Origin of the sequence: Nocardiopsis chromatogenes YIM 90109 (assembly GCF_000341185.1) — a bacterium.
In the GTDB taxonomy this organism is placed as follows: domain Bacteria; phylum Actinomycetota; class Actinomycetes; order Streptosporangiales; family Streptosporangiaceae; genus Nocardiopsis_A; species Nocardiopsis_A chromatogenes.
Window position 1 is genome coordinate 28,745 of the sequence record NZ_ANBH01000106.1, and the last position, 18,538, is coordinate 47,282.

Consider the following 18,538-nt stretch of genomic DNA (forward strand, 5'->3'; position numbering starts at 1 on the left):
CGGGCGCGGGCTCCTCTACCACTTCTGGGCTCCATTGTCGCTCTGGAGCGCCATTCGGGCGTCACGGATCGGGCGCCGTTCGGCAACGGATCCCCCTCGATCCGGCCCCCGCCCCTCCGGGCGGTCGGGAGCGCGGGCGGCTCCGGCCGTGGACGCCGCATGGACCGGGGCGCCACCGCCGGGACCGCCCGCCGATCGGCGCCCGCCGATCGCCTTCGACGCTAGCCGGTCACCGGTGTCAGTGCGTACCGGGCCAGGATCGGGCCGATGGGCAGGAAGAAGGTGGTTCCGCCGGACGCGCAGTTGCCCGAGCCGCCCAGCGTGAGCCCCTGGAGGTGGCCGCCGGAGTAGAAGGCCCCGCCCTGGTCCCCGGGTTCGGCGCACACGTTGGTGCGGGTCACGTTGTACACGGTCCCGTCGGGGGTGCGGATCGTCTGGTTCTTCGCCTGGATGATCCCGCAGTGCCACCCGGTGGTCGACCCGGTCCGGCAGACCCCGGCACCCACGGGTGCCTCGGTGGTCCCGCGGACGACGGCCCGCCCGCCGCCGTGGGTGTTGATGTAGGGCGTGGGCCTCCAGTTGTCGTCGGCCTCGACGAGCAGCACCCCGCTCTCCTTGGAGCTCCAGGCGACGGTCCCGGTGCCGCCGTCGCGGCCGCTGATCCTGTCGCCCGCCGACCCGCAGGTCGAGGCGGCCAGGAAGCCGACCGTGACGACGGCGCCGATCGTGCAGCGGGAGTGGGGGGCGGAGGTGTTGATGAAGGGGTCTCCTGCGACGATCTGCGCCTGCTGCACCTGCCCGGTGGCGGCCCCGTCCGCGGCGGCGGGGGCCGGTGCCGCGAGGAGCGCGGCGGCGAACACGGCCGCCAGGGCCGCGGCGCCGACGGCGGCCGCCCTCCGGGCGTGCGGGCTCCGTTCCACGGGCCGGGTCCTTCGCAGGGTGCGGGGGATGTAAGACATGGCGTTCCTCGCGGTGTGGGAGGACGTCGGGGGTGGGGCGGGGCGCGGTCGCTTCCCGCCCGTGGGCGCGGCGCGCCGGTCGGCGCGGCGCCGCGGCCGCCGGATGCGGCGGGACAGTCGCGACGATAGGCGCGGGGCCCTCCCCTGCCTAGGCCCATCTAGGCCCATTGCGGCGACCGCCCCCGGGCCGAGGGGGCGGGCCGCGCCCCCGCCCCTGTCCTTTCCACGATTGCCCTGGACAGCGGCCGGGCACGGTGTCCTTGTGGAACCGATGCTGGCGCGCACGGTGCCGGTCCTGCCCGAAGGCCCGCACCTGGTGTACGAGCCGAAGTGGGACGGCTTCCGCGCGCTGGCGTCGACCGCCCCCACCCGCCTGATGTCGCGGCGGGGCCGCCGACTGGACACGCGCTGGCCCGAGGTCGCCGCCGCCCTGGAGGCCCAGCTGCCCGGCGGGGTCCTCGCCGACGGCGAGATCGTCCGCTGGGCCGACGGCCGCCTGGACTTCGCCGCCCTGCAGCGGCGCAACCGCGCCTCCCCCCGGTCGGCCCGGCGCCTGGCGGCCGAGGAGCCGTGCCACATCGTGCTCTTCGACCTGCTGCGCGAGGACGGCGCCGACCTCACCCGGCGCGCGCTGCGCCACCGCCGCTCCCGGTTGGAGCGGCTCTTCGACGGCGTCGACGACCCGCACCTGGTCCTGGGCTGGCAGACCGGCGACCCGGCTACGGCGCGGGAGTGGTTCGACGGGCTGGCCGACACGGGGATCGAGGGGCTCGTCATCAAGGACGGCCGACGCGCCTACCGGCCCGGGCGCCGGGGGTGGGACAAGCTCAAGCGGGTCACCACCACCGAGGCCGTGGTGGGGGGCGTGGTGGGCCGTCCGGACCATCCGTGGGCCCTCATCCTGGGGCGCCGCGACCCGGAGACGGGTGCGCTGCGGCCGGTGGGACGGACCTCCGACCTGGACGAGACGCAGCGGGAAGGGCTCGACGGCCTTCTGGCCAAGGCGGGCGAGGACCACCCGTGGCCCCGCACCCTCGGCCCGGCCTGGGGCCGGGAGTCGCGCCAGCCCTACACGCGTGTCGAACCGGAGCTGGTGGTGGAGATCGAGCCGGACGTCTCGGTGGCGGGCGGCAAGTGGCGCCACCTGGTGCGCTACATCCGTCCCCGCCCGGACCTGGCGCCGGGCGACGTGCCCCCGGGCCTGGAGATCGAATCGGACGCGGGCGGCTGACGGGCACGGGCGCGGGACACCGGGCACAGGACGCTCCGCGTCTGAGGAGGCGCGGCGGAGCCGACGGGGGCACGGTTCAGCGTGCCGCGCGCGATGGGGCGTTCCTCGCCTCCTCCACGGCCTCGGCCAGCTCGTCCCTGCTCATCTTCGAGCGGCCCTGGATCTCCAGGTCCCCCGCCTCCTTGAGCAGTTCCTTCTTCGTCTGTCTGGCGGGCCGCCCCGCCGCGTCCTCCCCCTCCTGGGCGCGGCGCGGGCTGGGCGCACGCGCGCGCGTGGACCCGCCGCCCTTCTGCTTGCCGCCCGAGCCCTTCCCGTTCTTCTTCCGGTCCTTCAGGCTCTCCCGCAGGGCGTCGGTCAACTCGACGACGGTGCCCCTCTCCTCGGGCTCCTCCTCCTGGTAGCTGATCGTGCGGCCCTTGCCCTTGGCCTCGATCAGCTCCTCCAGGCGCTGCTCGTAGGCGTCGCTGTAGTCGGACGGCTCCCAGTCCGCCGCCATCGCCTCCACGAGCTGCTCGGCCAGTCCCAGCTCCGATTCGTTCAGGTCGGCCTCGGCGATCGGCGGCATCACGTCCTCCGGGGCGCGGATCTCGTCGGGCCACCACAGCGTCGACGCCGAGAGCACGCCCTGCTGCGGCCCCACCAGGACCAGGTGCTCGCGGTCGCGCATGATGAACGTCGCCAGCCCGAGCCGCCCCGTGCGCTCCAGGGCCGAGCACAGCAGCCGGTAGGGCTTGGCGGCGGCGCGCTCCTTGGGGCCGACGAAGTACGTCGCCGCGTACCAGAGCGGGTCGACCTGCTGCCGGGGGACGAACCCGCGGATCTCCATCGCGCGCGAGCGCGCCGGGAGGATCGACTCGAGGTCCTGGGGTTCCAGGACCACATAGTCCTCCCCGTCGTCCTCGTCCACGCGCGCGCCGCGGACGATGTCGTCCCGGGAGACCTCCTTCCCGGTCCGCTCGTTCACCCGCTTGTAGCGGATCCGGTCCGAGGTCCCGCGCTGGAACTGGTGCATGACCGGGCCGTGCCGCTCGCGGGCGCTGTAGAGCCGCACCGACAGCGACACCATGCCGAACGTCAGGGTGCCGGTCCAGACAGGATTGACCACGGTAGCCACCCCCTCACCGCCATCATCACCCGCACCGGGTAAAGCGCGGCTCCGTCCGGGTAAAGGGGAACGGGAACCGCGGCGGGGGCCCACAGCGTCGCAGGAACGTGAGTGACGAGATGACGCCGGCGCACGGCCGGCACCGCGCCGCCGCGAGCGCCCCTGGGCCGGACTTCGCCTCCGCCCTGTTGGAGGCCTTCTCCCGCGAGCGCATCCAGGCCGAGCACATCGGCTCCGCCGGGATCCGGGTGGCACTGCCCGGGGGCGGCACCACCGACCTGGAACTGGCCGACGCCTTCCGGGAGGCCGGCGGCCTGCCGCCCGGCGACCTGCCCGAGTTCGCCGCGGGCGTGGTCCGCGGCATGATGCGCGGCTTTCGGCGCCGCGGCGTGCCGCTGGGCACGCACTACCCGCTGCCGCAGGACGACGGCGCAGGCCACACGGTGCTGCGGGCCTTGGAGGGGCAGGGCTTCTCGGCGGTCTTCCTCGACCCGGGGACGATCGGGCTGAAGACGCCGGACGGGTTCGCGGCCAAGATCGACGCGCGCGGCTACCGTTCGGCCGTCGAGGGCCGCCCGGCCGCCGAGGCCGAGGCGCTGGCCGCGGACTTCGCCCGGGACTGCGCACGGGACCTGGGGCGCGTCACGCACCAGCCCGAGACCGTCTCCGGCGAGGGGGTGCAGGCGCTGCGCCTGCGGCTGTACCCGGAGTCGGCGCTGACCGAGGAGATGCGCGCCGGACTCGTCACACGCGAACTCGCTCCGGGCCTGTGGGAGACGGTCGCCGTCGACTTCCCCGACACCGTGCAGGCACTCCAGCGCTCCGCCCTCGACCAGACCGGCGCCTCCCCCGAAGGGGCGTTCCAGGCCGCCATCCGCAACTCGGTGGACGAGCCCGCGGAGATCACTCCGCACGAGGGGCCGGGAGGGCTCCCGCTGGTGCACATCGGGGGCGAGCACCCGTACATGGCGGCGCACGTGCACACGCTCGACCGGGCGCTGGGCGGGGTGCCGCCGTCGGGGGCCCTCGTCATCCTGCCGGTTCCGCAGGTGGTCATCGCCCACCCCATCGGGGGGCACCACCCGGTCGCCGCGCTGGAGACCCTGCAGGACGTGGCCGCCCACTTCGTCCAGGGGGACAAGCCCATCACCGACCGGGTGTTCTGGTGGCGCCCGGGAGGCGGCCCCGACGGCCGACCGGACCTGCGGCCCGTCCGGGTGGAGGTGGACCACGAGGCCAGGAGCATCGCCCTGTACGCCGACGACGACTTCCGCCAGATGGTGGAGGCCTTCTCGGCGCAGCGGTGAACCCGGCGGTGAACCGCCTGGCGCTCAGTCCCAGCCGATGCCCAGGACCCCGCCGCCCATGCCGTGTTCGGCGATGTGCACCGACCCGCGGGGCTCCGGGTCGAGCTCGCCCTCGACCACCTCGGGGGAGGCGGGGTCCGGCTGGGAGAAGCGGAAGCACCTCTTCGGCAGCGCGCGGGGGTCGAAGCGGACGTCGAGGACGTAGGTCTGCGCGGGATAGCGGAACGCCCTGCGGAAGTCCCTGCTGGCGGTCGGGTCGGTGATGGTGAAGGCGTATTCGATGAGGTGCGTCTGCCCGGCGTGCAGCGCGCGGCCGAAGAGCAGCTCCGCCGCGACCAGGGGGTCGTGCGGGTGGCGGCGCACCCGCCCCAGCGTGCAGCCTTCGACGGCCTCCGGCCGGATGGCCGAGGGGGGAACGCCCGGCTCTCCGCTGTAGACGACCGTGCACCGCTCGGGCCCCTCGTCCAGCGCGCGCAGCACCATGCGGGTGCTCACCCTGCGAATCGACCGGTCGGCCCCCACCCGGACACTGTCCATCTGGCAGAACGCGCGCAGCGCGGTGTCGCAGGCGACCGGGGCCCCGGTACCGGGCGGGAAGGGCACGGGGCCGCCAGGGGCGGAGAGCGCGCCTGCCGACCGGTGGGCCCAGCGCCCGCGCGGGCGGGGCGGCCCGAGGAGCGCGAGCAGCGCGCCGTCGGGGAGGCGCAGGATGTCCTCGATGGCGCGGAGCGCGCGAAGCGAGTCGGGGCGCTCGGGTCTGCTGCGGCCCTGCCTCCAGTAGCTCAGGGCGGTGAGACTGACCCGCACCCCGCGCATGCGGATGCGCCGCTGCAGGCCCTCCAGGGTCAGCCCGCTGTCCTCGACCGCCGCGCGCAGGGCATCGTGAAAGGGGCCGGTGCGCAGCAGCTCCATCGTCGTGGGGGTCACCGGTACCGGCGGCCGCGTGCGGGCGGCCGGTGCCCTTCCGTCGGCCACGGCCACCTCCGTGCGCTCGGGCCCGTTCCAGGACGCCCCTCTCTTACCACGCACTCCCGTGGTCGGCCACGGCCCCCTGCAAAGGCGGGGGCCGGAGGCCCCGGCCGGGCCGGTGGTCAGGCGGGAGACCGGTCCTGCTCGGCGGCGTCCAGCCCCGCCTCGATCACGGCGCGCATGATGCGGGACAGGCGCCGCTCCCCCAGCCTCGGGGCGCGGCGGGCCATGGCGGCGACGAGGCGGCGCTCGCGGTTCTCGTCGCGTCCGGCGTACCCGCCGACCGGCTTGAGGCGCTGCACCTGCGCGGCCAGCAGCGCGCGCCGTTCGAGCAGCTCGGCGAGCTGGGCGTCGACCTGGTCGATGCGCCCGCGCAGCTCCTGCACCCGGGGGGCGTTCGGATCGGCGGCGCCGTTGGTGGGGGTCATCGTCGCTGGTTCCTTTCGGCTTGAGGGCGGCCGACCGCCCACCTGGCCAAAGGGGAGCCGACCGCTGGAAAAAGAAAAAGAGCGGAAGGCGTCGCCTTCTCGCTCTCAGCCGGCTCGGGACCCGTCGACCGCTCTGCTCACGCTCCAGCGGCCGGCCGCACCCGGGCCGGCTCGGTAAACGTATAGCGGTGCTCGTGGCAGGTCACGACGGAGAGTGTAGCGCAAGCGCGCGGGAGCTCCGCCCCCTGCGGCACGACCGGTCCCCGGTTCCACGACACACATGCCCGTGCACCGTCCGCGCGGCCGCCCCGGACTACGGTGCTCGTATGCCATCGCTGAACGACACCCGCGTGCGCGACTTCCTCATGGAGGGCACGCGCACCGCGAAGCTCGCCTTCACCGCCTCGGACGGCCGCCCCCTCGTGGCTCCGGTCTGGTTCATCGTCGAGGACGGGGACATCGTGTTCAACACCGGCGGAGAGACCGCCAAGGGGCGCTCCATGGCCCGGGACCCGCGTGTGGCGATCAGCGTCGACCTGGAGGAGCCGCCGTTCGCGTTCGTCCAGGTGCAGGGGCGCGTCACGCTCTCGGAGGACCCCGGCGAGCTGCTGCGTACGGCTACGGAGATCGCCGCGCGCTACATGGGGCGCGAGCGGGCCGAGGAGTTCGGCCGCCGCAACGGCGTCCCCGGGGAGGTCGTGGCGCGCCTGCGCCCGGACAAGGTCATCGCGCACTTCGACATGACGGGGTGAACGCGTCCTGGGGCGGCCGGGCTGCGGCCGCCCCAGGGGGGGGCGTGTCAGGCCTCCGGTCGGCGCGGTGCGCCGCCCCGCTCCCATAGGTCGGCGCCGCGCACGCCCGCCGCCTCCGGGTCGAACACCGGGTCGCGGCCCTGCCTGCGCTGGGCGTCGTAGTCGCGCAGCGCCGCCAGGGCGGGCCTGGCCAGGAACAGCAGGCACAGCATGTTCACCCAGGCCAGCGAGGCGTACCCGACGTCGCCGACCGCCCACACCAGGTCGGCGGACTGCACCGCCCCGGAGAAGGTGACCGCGAGCACCGCCCCGCGCAGGGCCGCCAGCGCGGCCCGGGGCGGCGCCGCCCCGAACAGGTAGGTCAGATTGGTCTCCGCGATGAAGGTGAAGGCGATCAGCGCGGTGAACGCGAACAGGGCGAGCGCCAGCGCGACGAACAGCGGACCGGCACCGGCGAAGAGCGTGCCGACGGCGCCCTGGGTATAGGCGGGCCCGGCCTCGGTTCCCGGGAGGTGCTCCACCACCGCGCTCCCGTCGGGCGCGGTCACGTTGTAGTTCCCGGTGACCACGATCATGAGCCCGGTGGCGGTGCACACGAACAGCGTGTCGATGTAGACCGAGAACGCCTGTACCAGGCCCTGCTTGACCGGGTGGGACACCTCTGCGGCGGCGGCGCCGTAGGTGCCCTCGCCGACCCCGGCGACGTTGGAGAAGACCGCCCGCCGCACGCCCCAGGCCACGGCGGCGCCCACGATGCCGCCGAAGACCGCGTCGGCGCCGACGGCGCTGGCCGCGATGAGCCGCAGCGCCCCGGGAACGGCCGAGGCGTTGGCCGCCAGTACCGCCAGGGCCGCCGCGATGTAGCCGACGGCCATGACGGGCACGAGCCTGTCGGCGGCGGCGACGATGCGGGCCCGCCCCCCGACGATGATGGAGCCGAGCAGGGCGGTCAGGACGGCGCCGGTGATCCACGGGTCGACACCGGCGGCGGTGTCGAACGCCGCGGTGATGCTGTTGGCCTGCACGCCGGGGGCCAGGACGGCGTACAGGGTGAGCGCGGTGAGCGCCGCGACGACGGCGAGCCACTTCCGCCCCAGGCCGCGCTCGATGTAGTAGGGGATACCGCCCCAGTACCGGCCGTCGACGCGGCGCTTGTAGATCTGGGCGACGGTGGCCTCGACGAAGGCGAGGGCGCCGCCGAGGAGGCCCATCACCGCCATCCACACCAGGGCGCCGGGGCCTCCGGCGGCGATGGCGGTGGCGACCCCGGCGATGTTGCCGACGCCGATGCGGCTGGAGAGGGTGAGCATCAGCGCCTGGAAGGAGGAGACGCCCGCCTCGGTGCCGCCGCCTCCGCGGATCTGGCGGAGCATGTCGGGGATGCGGCGGAACTGTACGCCCCGGGTGAGGACGGTCAGGACGAGTCCCAGCCCGAGTGCGAGGACCACGAGGGGGTCCCAGAGCCGGTCGTTGAGCGCGACGAGGAAATCCATGGCGGACCGCCTTCCGGTCGTCCGTGGGTCGGCCCGTCGGCGCCGCTCAGGGGGGACGGCTCGGCCGGTCGGCATTCGCGAATGCGCGCAGGACGAGCGCCGGGCCCTGGAGGCGCGAGCGGTACGGGCCGTGGGGGATGGGCGGGGCGCGGCCGGGCGGCCGGCCCCGCGTCGGTGGCACCGGGAGGCCCTGACGGGACGGGGGCGTGGGAACGGGGCCGAGGATCGCTCCGCCTCGTGCGGACGGGCCGTTTCGGCCGTCACGCGAGCCCGCACCCGCTGCCGGACGCCGCCCCGCGGCTTCGGTCCGGCGGCTCCGCGCCCCGTCTGGTCAGGGGCTCTCCGGGCGCTACAGGGTGAACCCGCGCGGGAACGGGTCCCGGGGGTCGAGGAGGTACTGGCCCATGCCCGTGATCCAGGCGCGGCCGGTGATGGTGGGGACGACGGCGGGTACGCCGCCGACCTCGGCCGTCTCGACGAGGCGGCCGGTGAAGCGCGTCCCGATCAGGGACTCGTTGACGAAGTCGCGGTCCAGAGGCAGTTCTCCGCGCGTGTGCAGCTGGGCCATGCGCGCGCTGGTGCCGGTGCCGCAGGGCGAGCGGTCGAACCAGCCGGGGTGGATGACCATGGCGTTGCGGGCGTCGGCCCCGTCCCGCCCGGGGGCGACCAACTGCACGTGCTTGCACCCGGAGATCCCGGGGTCGGCCGGGTGCACCGGAGGCGCCTGCTCGTTGATGGCCGCCATGATCGCCGTCCCGGCGTCCATCATCCGGTCCCGCTCGGCCCGGTCGAAGGGGATGTGCAGGTCGGCGATGTCCACGATGGCGTAGAAGTTGCCGCCGAAGGCCATGTCGTAGGCGACCTCGCCCAGGCCCGGAACGGTGACCGAGGCGCCGGTCTCCACCGCGAAGGCCGGGACGTTGCGGAAGGTGACCGCCTCGGCCCTCCCGTCCTCGACGGCGACCTCCGCGGTGACCAGGCCCGCCGGTGTGTCCAGGCGGACGCGGGTGACCGGCTCGGAGACCTCCACCATCCCGGTCTCCACCAGCACGGTGGCCACCCCGATGGTGCCGTGGCCGCACATCGGGAGCAGGCCGGAGACCTCGATGAACAGCACGCCCCAGTCGGCGTCGGGGCGCAGGGGCGGCTGGAGGATCGCCCCGCTCATGGCGGGGTGCCCCCGCGGCTCGTTGACGAGCAGCTCCCGGATGTGGTCCAGGTGCTCGGCGAAGTGGGCGCGGCGCTCGGCCATGGTGGCCCCGGGCACGGGGGCCACGCCGCCGGTGATGACGCGGGTCGGCATCCCCTCGGTGTGGGAGTCGACGGCGGAGAGGTAGCGTGCGGCCCGCATCTCAGGCCGCCACGGGGTGCGCGTCGAGGTGGTCCATGGCGCGGCGCATGTCGGCCTCCAAGTCGGCGAGGCGCTGCCCGGTGATAGGGCTGCGCGGCGGGCGGCAGGGGCCGCCGTACCGGCCGACCATGTCCATGCCGTGCTTGATCGCCTGCACGAACTCGGTGCGCGAGTCCCAGCGGAACGCGCCCACCAGGGGCTCGTACAGGGCGCGCGCCTCGTCCAGGCGCCCGGCGCGCGCGAGCTCGTACAGCCGCACCGAGGCGGCGGGGAAGACGTTGGGGAACCCGGCGAACCAGCCGGTGGCGCCCATGAGGAGGGATTCCAGGACGACGTCGTCGGCCCCGGCGACGACGGCCAGGTCCGGCACGCGTTCGCGCAGTTCCAGGACGCGGCGCACGTCCCCGGAGAACTCCTTGACGGCCACGACGTTGTCGATGGCGGCGATCTCGGCGACGAGGCCGGGGGCCAGGTCGACCTTGGTGTCGATGGGGTTGTTGTACACCATGACGGGCAGTCCGACCGAGGCGACCTGCTCGAAGTGGTGCAGGAGGGCGGCGCGGTCGGCGCGGTACATGGTGGGCGGCAGGCACAGGACGCCGTCGGCGCCGTCCTCGGCGGCGCGCTCGGCCCACATGCGGGCCTGGTGGGCTCCGACGCCGTGGACGCCCACGACGACGGCCCCGTCGTCGCCGACCGCCTCGACGGCGGTGCGGGCGACGGCCCGGCGCTCGTCGGGCTCCAGAGAGGAGTATTCGCCGAGGGAGCCGTTGGGGCCCACGCCCCGGCACCCGCTGTCGATGAGCCAGCGGCAGTGTTCGGCGTAGGCGTCGAGGTCGACGCGTAGGCCCGCCGGTGCGCGCTCGTCGGGGGCGTAGGGCAGGGCGGTGGCGACGATGACGCCGTCGAGCCTTTCATCGGGCATGGTGCTTCTCCCTGGTGGTGGTGGCGGCGGTCGTAGGGGGTCCCGTGGACCGGGCGGCGGGTCAGGTGTCGTCGGCGAGGTCGCCGAGGCGGATGGGGACGGCGATGGGGCGGCGGTCGAAGCGCCGGGCGTCCTCGTCGGTGAGGCCGATGAGTTCGGCGGTGTTGCGCCCGCACACCCGCCCTTGGCACAGGCCCAGCCCGGCCCGGGAGGCGAGTCTGAAGGCGCGGCCGCCCGGGGCGGAGCGGGCCGCGGCGTGGAGGTCGCGCAGGGCCACCTCCTCGCAGCGGCAGACGAGGGTGTCGTCTCGCGGCCATTCCTTCCAGCCGGGGCCTATGGGGTGGGCGGCGGCGAGCCCGGCCGCGAACCTGCGGCCCGTGCGGACGCGGCGCAGGGCGCCCAGGGGCGGGGCGACGGGGTGTCCGGCGGCGCGCGCGGCCGCCGTTCCGGCGACCTCCCCTTCGGCGGCGGCGAGCGCCGCGCCGCCGATGCCGGTCGGCTCTCCGGCGGCGAACACTCCGCGCGCCGAGGTGGCCTGTGCCGCGTCGACGCGGACGAATCCGCCCGAGGTCGCGCACCCCGCGGCGATGGCCGCCTCCAGGCGCGGGGTGAACCCGAAGCCCAGGCAGAGGGCGTCGGCGGCGATGGTGCGTTCGGTGCCGGGGAGCGGGCGCCATCGGGGGTCGAGGCGTGCGGTGGTCACCGCCTCCAGGGCGCCGTCGCCGTGGGCCTCGATGACGGCGGTGCGGGTGCGGTAGGGGACGCGGCGGCGTGCCAGGGCGGCGGTGTGTCCGGCGAGTTCGCCGAGCTTGCCCAAGCCCGCGGCGGCGCCTCCGGGGTCGCCCAGCCAGCCGGAGACGGGGGCGCCCGCTTCGAGGACGGCGGCCACACGTGCGCCGACGCCGTGCAGGGAGCGGGCGACGGGGAGCAGGAACGGACCGGTCCCGGCGACGACCGCGTTGTGTCCGATGGCGGTGCGCTGGGATTTGGCGAGGGCCTGGGCGGCTCCGGCGGTGACGACTCCGGGCAGGTCCCAGCCGGGGAAGGGCAGGACGCGGTCGTGCGCGCCGGTGGCCAGGACCAGGACCGGGGCGTCGACGGTGTGGACGGCGACGGTGGAGGTCGCCTCCAACGGCGCGGCACGGCCATCGTCCGCCCGGGGCCGGGTGGACGGGGCGCTTCGGACGCCCATCGGGCCGGGTCGGTCGTCTGCCGTCGTACCCGACGGCGGGGCGGCGTCGGGCTCCCCCGTGGTCCGACCGGTGGAGGGCCCCGGGCGGCCGACCGGGTCGGCCCTGCCCGCGCCGACCGCGCCCCCTGAGCCGTCGGCGGGGCCGGTGCGCAGGTGGAGGCGGGCACCGCCGCCGGGGAGCGGTTCGAGCGCCCACACCTCCGTGTCGGGAAGGTAGTCGACGCCGTCGGGCACACGGGCGCCGTGGACCTTTGCGCCGTCGTACGCCCGGCCGAGGGCGTCGCCGCGCAGGTACTGCCCTCCTGGGGAGGGCTCGGCATCGATGAGGCGGACCCGGGCCCCGGCGGCGGTGGCCGCGCTGGCGGCGGCCAGCCCGGCGGGACCGGCACCGACGACGGTGACGGGTGGATGCACGGTCATGACTGGGTCTCCGATCCACGCGGGTTTCCGGTCACTTTTCCTCCCGCGGGCCGATCCTCCGCGGCGATGGCCGTACAGGCGTCGGGGTGGGCGGGCAGGGTCCGATGGCGGCGCCTCCGCCCCACCCCGAGCCCTGCCGCCTCTTCGGGCGCCCGCCGGGGCGAGTGCGGCCCACACGGCCGTGCCCCGGTCCGCGCCCGGCCCCCGCGACTCCTGCGCGCCGTCCCATGACGGACGTGCACGGGGGCCACCGGCCGACGCGCGGTCATGACGGGGTCTGCGCACCGTGCTGGACGCGGATGGCGTCCCCGTCGGCGACGCGGCGGCGGCAGGCACGGACGTCGGGTTCGCCGTTGACGACGACGAGGCAGTCGAAGCACACCCCGATCCCGCAGAAGATCCCGCGCGGCCGCCCTTCACCGCGGGTGGTGCGCCAGGACCGGCGCCCGAGCCCGATGAGGAGCGCGGCCACGGTCTGTCCCGGGACGGCCGTCACCCGCTCCCCGTCGACGGTCACGGTCAGATACTCACTCACGGCCGGTCTCCTCTCCTCGGAGCACGCGGAAGGGGTGCGGGTCGGTGTCGGTGGGCGCGCCGGTGAACAGGGCGGCGAGCAGGTGCCCGGTCCCCGCGGCCAGGCCGATGCCCGCCCCCTCATGGCCGGTCGCGTGCCACAGGCCGGGGATGCGCGGGTCCTCCCCGATGACGGGCAGGTGGTCGGGCGTGTAGGGGCGGAAGCCCCCGTAGGCGCGCATCACCGGGACCCGCGCCAGCGCCGGGAACAGGGCCACGGCCTTGCGCGCGATGGCGCGCAGCACCTCCACCCGCACGGTGTCGTCGAATCCGACCCGCTGGCGGCTGGAGCCGATCAGTACGGTCCCCGCGTGCGTGGACTCCACCACGGTGGAGGTGCGCAGGTCGGCCTCGCCCGCACCCACCGCGCCCACGTAGTCGGCGTCGTAGACCTTCCGGCGCACGGTGCCCGGCGGGAGCGGAGCGGTCACGAGCACCATGCCGCGGCGCGGACGGACGTCGACGGGGGCGCCGGCCAGGCGGGAGAACTCGCCCGCCCAGGGGCCGCACGCGTTGACGACGGCCCCGCACGGGATGGCGCCCCGGTCGGTGCGCAGGCCCGCGACCGCGCCGGAGGCGCCGCGTACCAGGCCGAGGGCGGCCGTGCCGTGGCGCACCTCGCCGCCGCGGGCGCGCACGGCCGCCAGGAGGGCCGCGGCGGCGGCGACCGGCTGGAGCTGGGCGTCCTGCGGGTAGAGGACCGCCGCGCCCACCTCCGGGGACAGGCCGGGTTCCAGCTCGCGCGCCTCGCCGCCGCCGATGGCGCGGGCGTCGACCCCGGCGGCGCGCTGGGCGGCGGCGAAGGCGGTGAGCGGTTCCCCGGCCTCTCCGCCCAGGGCCGCGACGAGTCCACCCTTGGGGTCCCATTCGGGGTCCGGGGCGTCCGGGGCGACGGCGGCGGCCCCGCGCAGGACGTCCGGCCAGCGGCGCAGGGAGGACCGGGCGAGCTCCAGCTCGGGGCCGGGCTCCTTGTCGGAGACGAGCACGTTGCCCTCGCCGCCGGCGGTGGTGGCCCCGGCCGGGGCGCCGCGTTCGACGACGGTGACGCGCAGCCCCGCCCGGCCCAGGGCCTCGGCGCACGCGGCGCCGACGATGCCCGCGCCGACCACGACGGCGTCCGGGTGTCCGGTCACGTCGCACCCCCAATGGGTGTTCAATGAAATGAACACCGCGAGGTTAGGCAGCCGGTGTGATCTACGTCAATCCCCCCGTTGGGCACTCTCCCCCGGATGCGCCATGGGGACACAGGGGGCCAGGGCGCACGCGAGCGGAGGCACGGCAGGGGCGCCCCGTCGGATCCGTCCCTGCCCGCGCCACAGACCCCACCTGCAAAGATATCGGCGAAAGCGCCGCCGAAAGCGCCGTCGGCCCCGTGGCGGCCCCCGGTCCGGCCCGACACGTCCGGGCACTTCCCAGGGGTGCCGACTCAGCTCAGCCGTTCCGGGCGGCGCCCTCGGCGGGGCAGGAGCCGCCCAGGGTCGGCGGGCCCGCGTCGGCCGGGTACTCCAGCAGCAGCACCGACACCACCGGGCCGCCGACGGTCTCGTAGATGTGCGGGCGATCGGCCGGGAAGCACACGTAGTCGCCGGGGTTCAGCTCATACGGCGACTCCGGCGGGCCCACACGCAGCACCCCGTCGGTGACCACCACGTGCTCGCGGCCGGGGTGGCCGGAGGAGTACTGCCGCTCCCCCGGCCGGACCCGCTGGTCGTAGAGCTCGATCACGCGCTCGGTGAGGTCCATCCGGCGCAGCATCCGCAGGTCGACGGCGTTGCTGCTGAGCACCTCCAGGCCGTCCGAGCGGACCAGCACCACCTCGGGGTCCTCGCGCTCGGTCAGCAGGGACGAGACCGGAACCCCCAGAGCGTTCGACAAGCTGAACACCGTCTCGATGGTGGGGTTGCCCGAGCCGGACTCCAGCTGGGACAGGGTCCCCTTGGCGATGCCGGAGCGGCGCGCCAGCTCCGACAGCGACAGCGCCGACCGCTCGCGCAGCACCCGCAGATTGGCGGCCAGCACGCGGCCGCCCCGTTCCCGCTCCACGGCACCTCCTCGGCTCGGTCCCCAGGAGGGTACCGGGCGGGGGCCGCAGCGGCTCCCCGCCCGCCACCGCGCCGCACCTGCGCCTCGCCGATGACGATTCGCGTGCGCATGAGAACCATCCGTGCACGGGGTGCGTCCGAATCCTCGGATGGCACCCCGCGGGGCCACGGATACCGACCCGACGGATACGGACCCGGAAGAGGAGACCCCCTATGCACGGACACGGAAGGCGCACCGACGCACCGAACGGCGGGCACAGACCCGGGCGGGGCGCACTCGCCCTGGTCTCGCTCCCCCTCGCCGGGGCCTTGGTACTGACAGGATGCTCGGCTCAGGAGAACGGAAAGGAGGACGGCGGCGGTGAGGGCTCCGGCCCCTCGGTCCCGGACGGCGGATTCGTCCAAGAAGGCCATGTCGGGAAATGGGACACCTACCTGAAGGCGCGCGTGGAGATCACCGAGGTCGCCCGGCTCGACGACCGGACGCGCACCACCATCGAGTTCACCAGCCTCGAAGACGAACCGGTGGACGTCGAACAGAACATCTTCTCCTCACACGCGGCCGCCAGCCGCTCGCTCAGCCAGTTCCAACTGATCGACACGGTCCGCCAACACGCCTACGGCGTCTACACCGACCTCGGCACCCGGCTCCCCCGGTTCAGCGACGACCAGTGGATCCCCGGCGTCACCTACGAGATCGTCGTCTTCTCGCCCCCGCTGGAGGAGGGCGTCGACACGGTCACGGTCCGCGCCCCGGGCGGGATCGGCGAGTTCGCCGGGGTCCCGGTCGTCGACGGGGAGCCCAAGGACTACCCGACCGAGCCGCCTGAACAGGCGCCGAGCGAGGGCGACACCTTCACCTACCCCGTCGCCGTCGGCGACCCCGAGCCCCTGGACGAGGGCGAGGGGTACCGGGAGCTCACCGGGACGACCGTGGGCGTGGTCCAGCAGCGCGACACCGACACCGAGCGGGAGACGGTGGCGCTGCGCACCGACGTGCTCTTCGAGTTCGACAAGGCGGAGGTCAACGGCCAGGCCGCGAACGTCCTCAAGGACGTCATCGACGAGACGCGTGAGCGCGCCGACCCGGAGAAGCCGCCGATCACCATCACCGGCCACACCGACGGTATCGGGGACGACGCCTACAACCAGGAACTCTCCGAGCAGCGTGCCGAGGCCGTGAAGGACATCCTGGAGGACGGGCTCGGCTCGGGCTACGAGTACGAGACCGTCGGCAAGGGCTCCTCGGACCCGGTCCGCTCGGAGGGCGGTGACGACGACGAGGAGGCGCGCGCGGCGAACCGCCGGGTGGAGATCTCCTACGCCTTCAAGGAGGACGTCGTCACCGAGACCGAGACCGAGGAGGAGGGCGAGGTGGAGACCGGGCGCACCGACCCCGAGGAGGTCGAGGGGCCCGGCACCTTCCACTCGCACGCCGACCTCGAACCCGTGGCGTCCGAGGAAGGCATCGCCCAGCCCTACGTCGGCGCCGACAAGAGGACGTGGAGCATCGAGGTCTACCCGTTCTATCGGGACGGCGCCTTCCTGGTCACGCGGTTCGCGATCGCGCACGACGGCGAGCGGCTGGCGCGGACCGACGCCCCGCTCAACTCGGGGTTCGGGAACTTCCCGTTCTCGGTGACCGATCCGGCGACCGGCACCACCTACATCGACGTCAAGGCCGACAGGGAGGACCGGCACTACGCCGCCGTCGGCGCGGCGCCGTTCCCGCCGACCCGGCAGAAGGACACGCCGCAGTACGGCTATTACTACGTCCCCGCCCCGCCGCCTGACGTCGAGTCGGTGACGTTCAACGCGGGGCCGTTCGGCACGTTCGAGGACATCCCGATCGAGGAGTGAGGCCCGGCCGGGCGAGCGGCGACCAGAGCGCGTGAGAGGGCTCCGGCCGCGGCCGGAGCCCTTCGCGGTCCTCCCTCACCGGATGGCGACGACCGCCGGGGACGGCTCGCCGTCCTCAGGAGCGGCCACCGGTTCGGGGAGAACGTAGACCGTCTCGCCGTCCCACACGGTCTCCGGGTCGTTCTCGCCGATGTCGACCCCGTGGTCGATGTCCCCAGAGATCCGGGTGACCGCTCCGGTGGCCGTGTCGAAGGCCATGACCGGGCCGGTGGTCACCGGTTCGTCCGGCTCCGGCTCGGACCCGCCACCCGGCTCCCCGCCCGGCGACTCCTCTTCCCGTCCGGAGGGCTCAGAAGGCTCAGAGGGCACCGTCTCCGCGCCGAGCGCCAGCAGCCGGTCTCCGTCGAGCGCGACCGGGCGCACACGGGTCTTCTCGGGCAGCCGTGCGGACCACGCCTGTTCCCCGGAGGCGATGTCGAAGGCCACCGCGCGGTTGGTGTCGTCGCGCACGTCCGTGGCCGCGAAAGCGGTGCCCCCTTCGGCCAGCACCCCGGCTTCGGCCACGTCGATCCCCCACGGGCTCGACACCACCGAGGCCGTCCCTCCCTCACCGTCGATGCGCCGCGTCCGGCCGGTATCGGGGTCCACCACCAGCAGATGCCGCCCGATGTCGTCGTGCAGCAGCCCGTCGACCGCCACCACGGCCGGATCCGCCGACACCAGGCGGTAGACGTGGGTGCCACCGGAGTACTCCGGTGGCGGCTCCACCCGCGTCCGCTCCGACCCGTCGGCGGGGTCCAGCACGACCAGGTACGGGCTCACCCCGTCCTCCAGGCACCTCACCCATCCGACCAGGTCGCCCTCCCCGGGGCGGGCCCGCACGGACTCCAGGGTGCACATGTCCTCCTCCGAGCCGCCCGCCCCCGGGGCCGACCAGACGCGCTCGCCGGTGGCGGCGTCCATGGCGGACAGGTGTTCTCCCCAGCGGACCAGGACCAGGTCGCCCACGGTCCATACCCCGGCCGCGGTGACGATGCCCTCCGGGTCGCGGTCGACACCGGTCCGCCAGAGCTCCCGGCCGTCGGACAGGTCGACGGCGACGGCCGTATCGCACGAGCGGACCCGCCTCCCGTCGCCGTCGGGGTGGTCGACCTCGTCCTTCTCCAAGGCGAGCAGCAGCACAACCACCCCAGGGGCCTGCCCCTGGTCAACCCCCTGGTCGACCGCGCAGATCTCATCCGGTGCGGGCTCATAGCGCCACATCGGGGCGCCGTCCTCGGCCGCGTAGGCGGTCAGGCCGCGGTAGTCGGCGCGCACGACTCCGTCATCGGTCGCCCACCCCTTCACGCCGTGCGCGGCGACCGCGCCCTCGCGCGCTTGCACACGCGTGTCGTCCTCGCTCTGCCAGGCGACGCCGGAGAACTCCACGGCGCCGGTGCCGACCTCGGTGACCGGGTCGGTCCAGCGTTCGATGCGCCAGGCGACCAGCACCGCGACGATCATGACCGAGAACATCAGGGCGGTCGGCAGGAGGAGCAGGTTCCTCCAGTGCAGCGCCTTGCGCGCGTCGGAGCCGCGCGGACCGCGCATCCAGACGCGCAGCCAGCCGGGGAGGTCGGAGCGCAGGAGGGTGGCGCGCTCCTGCGACCGGTCGAGCGGTACGCCCCACTCGTCGCGTTCGACGTCGTCGCCGGGCGTGTCCTGGCCCTTGCGGGAGTCGGCCGCCCACGCGACGAACTCGGCGGCGTCGTCCCACGCGTCCCGCTTGCCCCGCTTTCCTCGCGGCCTCTGCCAAAAGCGTGGGCTCATCGGTTCGTCCTCCAGGGGGCAAGCGGAAACACGCGCCCCGTTGGACGCGGCCGCCGACCGGCCCGGTTCCCCGCCTGACGGGGGGCACGTCCGCTGGAGTGGTGGAACTTCTGCCGACTGCG

16 protein-coding genes are annotated in these 18,538 nt (G+C 74.7%); 4 read left to right on the forward strand and 12 right to left on the reverse strand.

Annotation, left to right across the window (positions count from 1 at the left end; translation table 11 throughout):
* Positions 1-221 precede the first annotated feature (221 nt).
* Positions 222-920: a S1 family peptidase gene (locus D476_RS0110660; RefSeq protein ID WP_017623939.1), complete on the reverse strand. Its 699-nt coding sequence runs from the start codon at positions 918-920 to the stop codon at positions 222-224.
* Between the two features lie 310 nt (positions 921-1,230).
* On the opposite strand from D476_RS0110660, the gene D476_RS0110665 reads away from it, so the two are divergent.
* On the forward strand, positions 1,231-2,190 hold the full coding sequence (locus D476_RS0110665) for an ATP-dependent DNA ligase (RefSeq protein WP_017623940.1): 960 nt from the start codon (positions 1,231-1,233) through the stop codon (positions 2,188-2,190).
* A 76-nt stretch (positions 2,191-2,266) separates the two neighbouring features.
* Here D476_RS0110665 and ku read toward each other — a convergent pair whose 3' ends face one another.
* A complete protein-coding gene (ku, locus tag D476_RS0110670) occupies positions 2,267-3,295 on the reverse strand; it encodes a non-homologous end joining protein Ku (RefSeq protein WP_017623941.1) in 1,029 nt (342 codons plus the stop codon).
* 107 nt (positions 3,296-3,402) lie between these two features.
* On the opposite strand from ku, the gene D476_RS0110675 reads away from it, so the two are divergent.
* Complete coding sequence (locus D476_RS0110675) at positions 3,403-4,602, forward strand: hypothetical protein (RefSeq protein ID WP_239648664.1); 1,200 nt, start codon at positions 3,403-3,405, stop codon at positions 4,600-4,602.
* A 24-nt stretch (positions 4,603-4,626) separates the two neighbouring features.
* Here the strand turns inward: D476_RS0110675 and D476_RS0110680 are convergent, their stop codons facing one another.
* Entirely contained in the window at positions 4,627-5,577 is a 951-nt protein-coding gene (locus D476_RS0110680; RefSeq protein ID WP_017623943.1) for a hypothetical protein, read from the reverse strand.
* A 116-nt stretch (positions 5,578-5,693) separates the two neighbouring features.
* Positions 5,694-5,999 carry a chorismate mutase gene (locus D476_RS0110685; protein WP_017623944.1) on the reverse strand — a complete coding sequence of 102 codons (306 nt, stop codon included), beginning with the start codon at positions 5,997-5,999 and terminating at the stop codon, positions 5,694-5,696.
* Between the two features lie 326 nt (positions 6,000-6,325).
* Here D476_RS0110685 and D476_RS0110690 point away from each other — a divergent pair, with 326 nt between their 5' ends.
* Positions 6,326-6,751: a PPOX class F420-dependent oxidoreductase gene (locus tag D476_RS0110690; protein WP_017623945.1), complete on the forward strand. Its 426-nt coding sequence runs from the start codon at positions 6,326-6,328 to the stop codon at positions 6,749-6,751.
* Positions 6,752-6,798: 47 nt separating this feature from the next.
* Here the strand turns inward: D476_RS0110690 and D476_RS0110695 are convergent, their stop codons facing one another.
* The 7 genes from D476_RS0110695 to D476_RS0110725 all read right to left on the reverse strand — a co-directional run bounded on the left by D476_RS0110695 (position 6,799) and on the right by D476_RS0110725 (position 14,748).
* Positions 6,799-8,244: an alanine/glycine:cation symporter family protein gene (locus D476_RS0110695; protein WP_017623946.1), complete on the reverse strand. Its 1,446-nt coding sequence runs from the start codon at positions 8,242-8,244 to the stop codon at positions 6,799-6,801.
* Positions 8,245-8,593: 349 nt separating this feature from the next.
* On the reverse strand, positions 8,594-9,595 hold the full coding sequence (locus tag D476_RS0110700) for a proline racemase family protein (RefSeq protein WP_017623947.1): 1,002 nt from the start codon (positions 9,593-9,595) through the stop codon (positions 8,594-8,596).
* Between the two features lies 1 nt (position 9,596).
* Positions 9,597-10,520, reverse strand: coding sequence for a dihydrodipicolinate synthase family protein (locus D476_RS0110705; protein WP_017623948.1), 924 nt, complete (start codon positions 10,518-10,520; stop codon positions 9,597-9,599).
* A 61-nt stretch (positions 10,521-10,581) separates the two neighbouring features.
* Positions 10,582-12,132: an FAD-dependent oxidoreductase gene (locus D476_RS0110710; RefSeq protein WP_017623949.1), complete on the reverse strand. Its 1,551-nt coding sequence runs from the start codon at positions 12,130-12,132 to the stop codon at positions 10,582-10,584.
* A gap of 265 nt (positions 12,133-12,397) precedes the next feature.
* On the reverse strand, positions 12,398-12,667 hold the full coding sequence (locus D476_RS0110715) for a (2Fe-2S)-binding protein (RefSeq protein WP_017623950.1): 270 nt from the start codon (positions 12,665-12,667) through the stop codon (positions 12,398-12,400).
* Positions 12,660-13,838, reverse strand: coding sequence for an NAD(P)/FAD-dependent oxidoreductase (locus D476_RS0110720; RefSeq protein WP_017623951.1), 1,179 nt, complete (start codon positions 13,836-13,838; stop codon positions 12,660-12,662). Before D476_RS0110720 ends, D476_RS0110715 begins: the two co-directional genes overlap by 8 nt.
* A 298-nt stretch (positions 13,839-14,136) precedes the next feature.
* Positions 14,137-14,748, reverse strand: coding sequence for a helix-turn-helix domain-containing protein (locus tag D476_RS0110725; protein ID WP_017623952.1), 612 nt, complete (start codon positions 14,746-14,748; stop codon positions 14,137-14,139).
* Positions 14,749-14,960: 212 nt separating this feature from the next.
* Here D476_RS0110725 and D476_RS0110730 point away from each other — a divergent pair, with 212 nt between their 5' ends.
* Positions 14,961-16,607 (forward strand): OmpA family protein, encoded by a 1,647-nt coding sequence (locus tag D476_RS0110730; protein ID WP_017623953.1) that lies wholly within the window; start codon positions 14,961-14,963, stop codon positions 16,605-16,607.
* Positions 16,608-16,682: 75 nt separating this feature from the next.
* On the opposite strand, the gene D476_RS0110735 is transcribed toward D476_RS0110730, so the two are convergent.
* Positions 16,683-18,416 (reverse strand): outer membrane protein assembly factor BamB family protein, encoded by a 1,734-nt coding sequence (locus D476_RS0110735; RefSeq protein ID WP_020380450.1) that lies wholly within the window; start codon positions 18,414-18,416, stop codon positions 16,683-16,685.
* Positions 18,417-18,538: the final 122 nt, after the last annotated feature.

Bases quoted from the DNA above. Each gene is read 5' to 3' on its own strand.
- D476_RS0110665 (WP_017623940.1), top strand. From the start codon at position 1,231: ATGCTGGCGCGCACGGTGCCGGTCCTGCCCGAAGGCCCGCACCTGGTG.
- D476_RS0110685 (WP_017623944.1), bottom strand. From the start codon at position 5,999: ATGACCCCCACCAACGGCGCCGCCGATCCGAACGCCCCCCGGGTGCAG.
- D476_RS0110690 (WP_017623945.1), top strand. From the start codon at position 6,326: ATGCCATCGCTGAACGACACCCGCGTGCGCGACTTCCTCATGGAGGGC.
- D476_RS0110695 (WP_017623946.1), bottom strand. From the start codon at position 8,244: ATGGATTTCCTCGTCGCGCTCAACGACCGGCTCTGGGACCCCCTCGTG.
- D476_RS0110700 (WP_017623947.1), bottom strand. From the start codon at position 9,595: ATGCGGGCCGCACGCTACCTCTCCGCCGTCGACTCCCACACCGAGGGG.
- D476_RS0110705 (WP_017623948.1), bottom strand. From the start codon at position 10,520: ATGCCCGATGAAAGGCTCGACGGCGTCATCGTCGCCACCGCCCTGCCC.
- D476_RS0110710 (WP_017623949.1), bottom strand. From the start codon at position 12,132: ATGACCGTGCATCCACCCGTCACCGTCGTCGGTGCCGGTCCCGCCGGG.
- D476_RS0110730 (WP_017623953.1), top strand. From the start codon at position 14,961: ATGCACGGACACGGAAGGCGCACCGACGCACCGAACGGCGGGCACAGA.
- D476_RS0110735 (WP_020380450.1), bottom strand. From the start codon at position 18,416: ATGAGCCCACGCTTTTGGCAGAGGCCGCGAGGAAAGCGGGGCAAGCGG.